The 4,582-nt window shown below is 58.2% G+C and carries 3 protein-coding genes; 2 read left to right on the top strand and 1 reads right to left on the bottom strand.

Translation table 11 applies throughout. The features are described 5' to 3' along the window. Window positions 1-127 precede the first annotated feature (127 nt). Window positions 128-1,687 carry a nitric oxide reductase transcriptional regulator NorR gene (norR, locus tag ACIPZE_RS26180; RefSeq protein WP_129395415.1) on the bottom strand — a complete coding sequence of 520 codons (1,560 nt, stop codon included), beginning with the start codon at window positions 1,685-1,687 and terminating at the stop codon, window positions 128-130. Between the two features lie 163 nt (window positions 1,688-1,850). Between norR and hmpA the strand changes: the two genes are divergently transcribed. Together hmpA and ACIPZE_RS26170 are read left to right on the top strand one after the other, a co-directional pair. Continuing rightward, complete coding sequence (gene hmpA / locus ACIPZE_RS26175; RefSeq protein WP_400776246.1) at window positions 1,851-3,032, top strand: NO-inducible flavohemoprotein; 1,182 nt, start codon at window positions 1,851-1,853, stop codon at window positions 3,030-3,032. Window positions 3,033-3,286: 254 nt separating this feature from the next. Continuing rightward, a complete protein-coding gene (locus ACIPZE_RS26170) occupies window positions 3,287-3,796 on the top strand; it encodes a disulfide bond formation protein B (RefSeq protein ID WP_129395413.1) in 510 nt (169 codons plus the stop codon). Window positions 3,797-4,582 lie beyond the last annotated feature (786 nt).

Here is a 4,582-nt window from a genome sequence, read left to right as displayed (position 1 = left end):
GTACATCGACCTGAACGACCGAGTCGATTATGGATTCGGTAAAGCAGGTCCACGTCGGCGGATCTCTTCAATATCCCCCAATCAGTCCCCTCTCCCAGTGGGAGAGGGCTAGGGTGAGGGTGTGCTTCTAGCCCTTCATCCCCAAACGCTTGGCCATCCGCCCAAGATTCGCACGATCCAGCCCCAGTTCCCGCGCCGCGCTCGCCCAGTTATCCTGGTTGCGTTCCAGCGCGGCACTGATCAAGCGGCGCTGATACTCCTCAGTGGCACTGCGCAAATCACCGTTGATCAGCGGCATCTCGGCCACAGCGCCAGCAACCGGCTCAACCGGGTTATCCACAACCTCACGCGGCAAATCCAGATCCGCCGCGCTCAGGCTGAGGATTTTCGGCCGCACTTTGCAGTTTCCCAATGCCTTCAGCGCACTGCGGCCGATCAAGTGTTCCAGTTCGCGCACGTTGCCCGGCCAAGTGTAGGCGAGCAGGGCTTCCTGGGCGTCGCTGTTCAGACGCAGGCTGTTGAGGCCCATGCGCGAGCGGTTCTGCTCGAGAAAAAAACCGCTGAGCAACAACACGTCACGCCCGCGATCACGCAGCGCCGGCACCTTTAACGGGTACACGCTCAAGCGATGATAGAAGTCGGCACGATAGCGACCGCTGCGCACTTCTTCCGCGAGGTCACGGTTGGTCGCCGCGATCAGGCGCACATCGACCTGGTGTTCCTTGTCCGAACCCAGTCGCTGCAACTGGCCGCTCTGCAATACGCGCAACAACTTGGCCTGCACGGTCAGCGACAATTCACCGACTTCATCGAGAAACAGGCTGCCGCCATTGGCCAGTTCAAACTTGCCGCGACGGTCGCTGGTGGCGCCGGTGAAGGCGCCGCGCACGTGGCCGAACAATTCGCTTTCGACCAGGGTGTCGGGGAGGGCGGCGCAGTTGAGGCTGATGATCGGTTTGTCGGCGCGCGGTGACGCGGCGTGGATTGCTTGCGCCACCAGCTCTTTGCCGACCCCGGTTTCACCGGTGATCAGCACCGTCAGATCGCTGCCGCCGACCAGATTGATTTCCTCAACCAGTCGTTTCAGCGCTTTGCTCTGGCCGATCATTTCGCGGTTCTGCTGGCCGCTGGCCTGACGGTAAACCTCGGCGCGTTGATGCTCGTCTTCGGCACGCATGGCCAGGCGCTCAATGCGTTCGGCGGCGTTGACCGTGGCTGACGCAAGGCTGGCGAAGGCTTGCAGGGCATCGAGTTCAATCGGTTCGAAGCGTTCGGGATCAAGCGCGTCGAGGGTGATCAAGCCCCAGAGTTTTTCATCGACAAACAGAGGACAACCAAGGCAGTCGTGGACTTCAAGGTGTTCGTCGAGGCCGTCGACCAGCCCGTCATAAGGGTCGGGCAAATCGCTGTCGGCAGCGAAGCGGGTTGGCCCGGCCCCGGCGAGGAGGATTTCGAAACGCGGATGCTCGCTGACTTTAAAGCGCCGGCCGAGGGTGTCGGTGCTCAAGCCGTCCACCGCCAGCGGCACCAGCGATTCGCCGTCGAGGCGCAACAACGCGGCGGCATCGCACGGCAGCAGCGCGCGCATGGCCTCAAGCAAACGTCGATAGCGCTCGCCCTCGGGCAATTCGCGAGACAGGTCGGAGACTAAAGGCAGCAGAGCAGTCAGCAGGGATTTGGCAGTCATGGTCTTGTAGTCAAAGAGACAAGATGTAGTCGCGATGACTATAAAGCCCTTTGAGTCGATATGACTACGTAATTCTTAAACTATTGATTTATATGGATTAAAAAGTTGGCACGAAAGCTGATAAGCCTAAGGTAACTTTTCAACAAGCTCAGGAGTCACTCTTATGCTTAGCGTCCAGGATCGTGCCATCGTCAAATCCACCGTGCCCCTGCTGGAAAGCGGCGGTGAGGCGCTGATCACGCACTTCTACCGCATGATGCTCTCTGAATACCCTGAAGTGCGCCCGTTGTTCAACCAGGCGCATCAGGCCAGCGGCGACCAGCCGCGTGCCCTCGCCAACGGGGTATTGATGTACGCCCGCCATATCGATCAGCTCGACCAGTTGGGTGATCTGGTGGCGAAGATCATCAACAAGCACGTGGCCCTGCAGATTCTCCCGGAACACTACCCGATTGTCGGTACGTGCCTGTTGCGCGCCATCTCCGAAGTCCTCGGCGAAGAGATCGCTACTCCCGAAGTGATGAGCGCCTGGGGTGCGGCTTACGGACAACTGGCGGACATCCTGATCGGCGCCGAAACGGCTATTTATGACGAAAAGGAACAGGCTGTCGGCGGCTGGCGCGGCGCGCGTGAATTCATCGTTGCGGCCAAGGTCGAGGAGAGTGCGGAAATCATCTCCTTCTACTTTGAACCGGCGGACAAAGGCCCGATCCTGGCGGCCGAACCGGGTCAGTACATCGGCATGAAGCTGATCCTCGACGGCGAAGAAGTCCGCCGCAACTATTCGCTGTCGGCGCTGGCCAACAAAGGTCAGTACCGCATCAGCGTCAAGCGTGAACCGGGTGGCCGTGCGTCCAATCACTTGCACGATCAACTGCACGTCGGCGCGAGCATTCAGTTGTTCCCGCCATCGGGCGAGTTCACGTTGACCGCGAGTGACAAACCGCTGGTGCTGATCAGCGGTGGCGTCGGCATCACGCCGACGCTGGCGATGCTTGAGGCGGCGCTGGAAACCGAGCGTCCGGTGCACTTTATCCACTGCGCGCGCAACGGCAGCGTGCATGCGTTCCGTGACTGGATCGATGGCCTGGCGGCACGTCATCCGCAACTCAAGCGTTTCTATTGCTACGCCGAGGACGATGGCGTTAGCCCGGCGGCGGACAAGGTCGGCATGTTGAGCCTGGAGCAATTGGGCGAATGGCTGCCGGAACACCGCGATGTAGACGCTTATTTCCTTGGGCCGAAGGGTTTCATGGGCGCGATCAAGCGTCACCTGAAAGCACTGGGTGTGCCGGAGAAGCAGAGCCGTTATGAGTTCTTCGGGCCGGCTTCGGCTTTGGAATGATCTGAAACCGAGTTGCCCCCTTCGCGAGCAAGCCCGCTCCCACAGTGGACTAATGTTGACCACAGAGTTTGTGTTCAACTCGGTCAAATGTGGGAGCGGGCTTGCTCGCGAAGGCCGTTATGCGGTCTGAATTTGAGAAACATGATCCAAGGTTAATGAATCCTTAACCGCTTTATCGTTTATTCCCCCGGTGTAGACTTGCGACAACTTTCAGCCGTCGGCCGGCTGAACCATGGACATTAAAGGGAAACGCGATGAGCGAGGAAACGATTCGGTTGGGCCGTGAGCGGCGCTTTCTGGTGCTGTTGGGGATCATCTGTCTGGCGCTGATCGGTGGCGCGCTTTATATGCAAATCGTACTGGGCGAGGCGCCATGCCCGCTGTGCATCCTGCAGCGTTATGCATTGCTGCTGATCGCACTGTTCGCGTTTATCGGCGCGGCCATGCGCACGCGCCGCAGCATCACCGTGTTCGAGGTGCTGGTGGTGATTTGTGCGATTGCCGGTGCTGCCGTTGCGGGGCATCACGTGTACACCCAGTTCTATCCGGCAGTGAGTTGCGGCATTGATGTGCTGCAGCCGATTGTCGACGGCTTGCCGTTGGCAAAGATCTTCCCGTTGGGCTTCCAGGTCGACGGTTTCTGCTCGACGCCGTATCCGCCGATTCTCGGTCTGTCGCTGGCGCAATGGGCGCTGGTGGCGTTCGTGCTGGTGGTGATTCTGGTGCCGCTGCTGACCTCGCGTAATCGCAAAGCGCTGCGCTGAGTCAACTAATCGGCGGTCTGGCCGATACAGAAAACGCCCCGATTTGCGGATCAGCCAATCGGGGCGTTTTGCATTTCACGGCGTTGGTGAAAACACCGTGACGAACGGCAATAGAGGGTGTGGCGAGTGTGCGACATGTTGTCACACGCGCTGTGTCGCAGGGTGTCGCGAAGGGCCTGATTGGTCTCTTGTTACATAAAAACATTGGTCTGTTTCGGCGTTTTGCGGCTTTTGCACGCAAGTGCCAGATCAGGCAGTTTTAACAAGCCTTGGCAAATGGCCAGAACCCTTGGGGTATCGGGCTTTGCGCTGATCCTGCGTAGAGAAACGAGCTGCAGAGCTGTCTGAACTGAGGCGGGTACACCTACAAATTTTGGTGTTTTTGTTGAGAATCGATTTCGATAACATGCGGCACTTTTGCAAAAATGGCGATGGATTGTTGCTCGAACGGATAAAAATTATTTCGGGATAAGACATGGTGTATAGGGCGCTACCTATCTACAATCGCCCGCACTGAATTCCCGGCACTGTTCAGCCTTTATTAAGGAACACTTTTTAATAAGGCGCTGTGCAGAAAGTCGGGTGTCGAGTGAGTCGCGAGGCTTTCAAGACACCCAGGTGTCGGTGCCTTCCAACTTTCCGCACCAAATGGAATTGGTCTGTAACAAGGCCTTTGACCACGAATTCGAATAAGAACTGACCGCTGTCCCAGGATTTGTCGAGCGTCTGACGCGCGACGGGCGGCCCTTATTCAATCCAAAGAAAATGCCAACCCGTGGCAGGGTG

Origin of the sequence: Pseudomonas sp. NPDC089741, from assembly GCF_044748825.1 — a bacterium.
Classification (GTDB): Bacteria; Pseudomonadota; Gammaproteobacteria; order Pseudomonadales; family Pseudomonadaceae; genus Aquipseudomonas; species Aquipseudomonas helmanticensis.
Note: the sequence above shows the minus strand (reverse complement) of the source record. Positions and strands in the feature narration are given on the sequence as shown.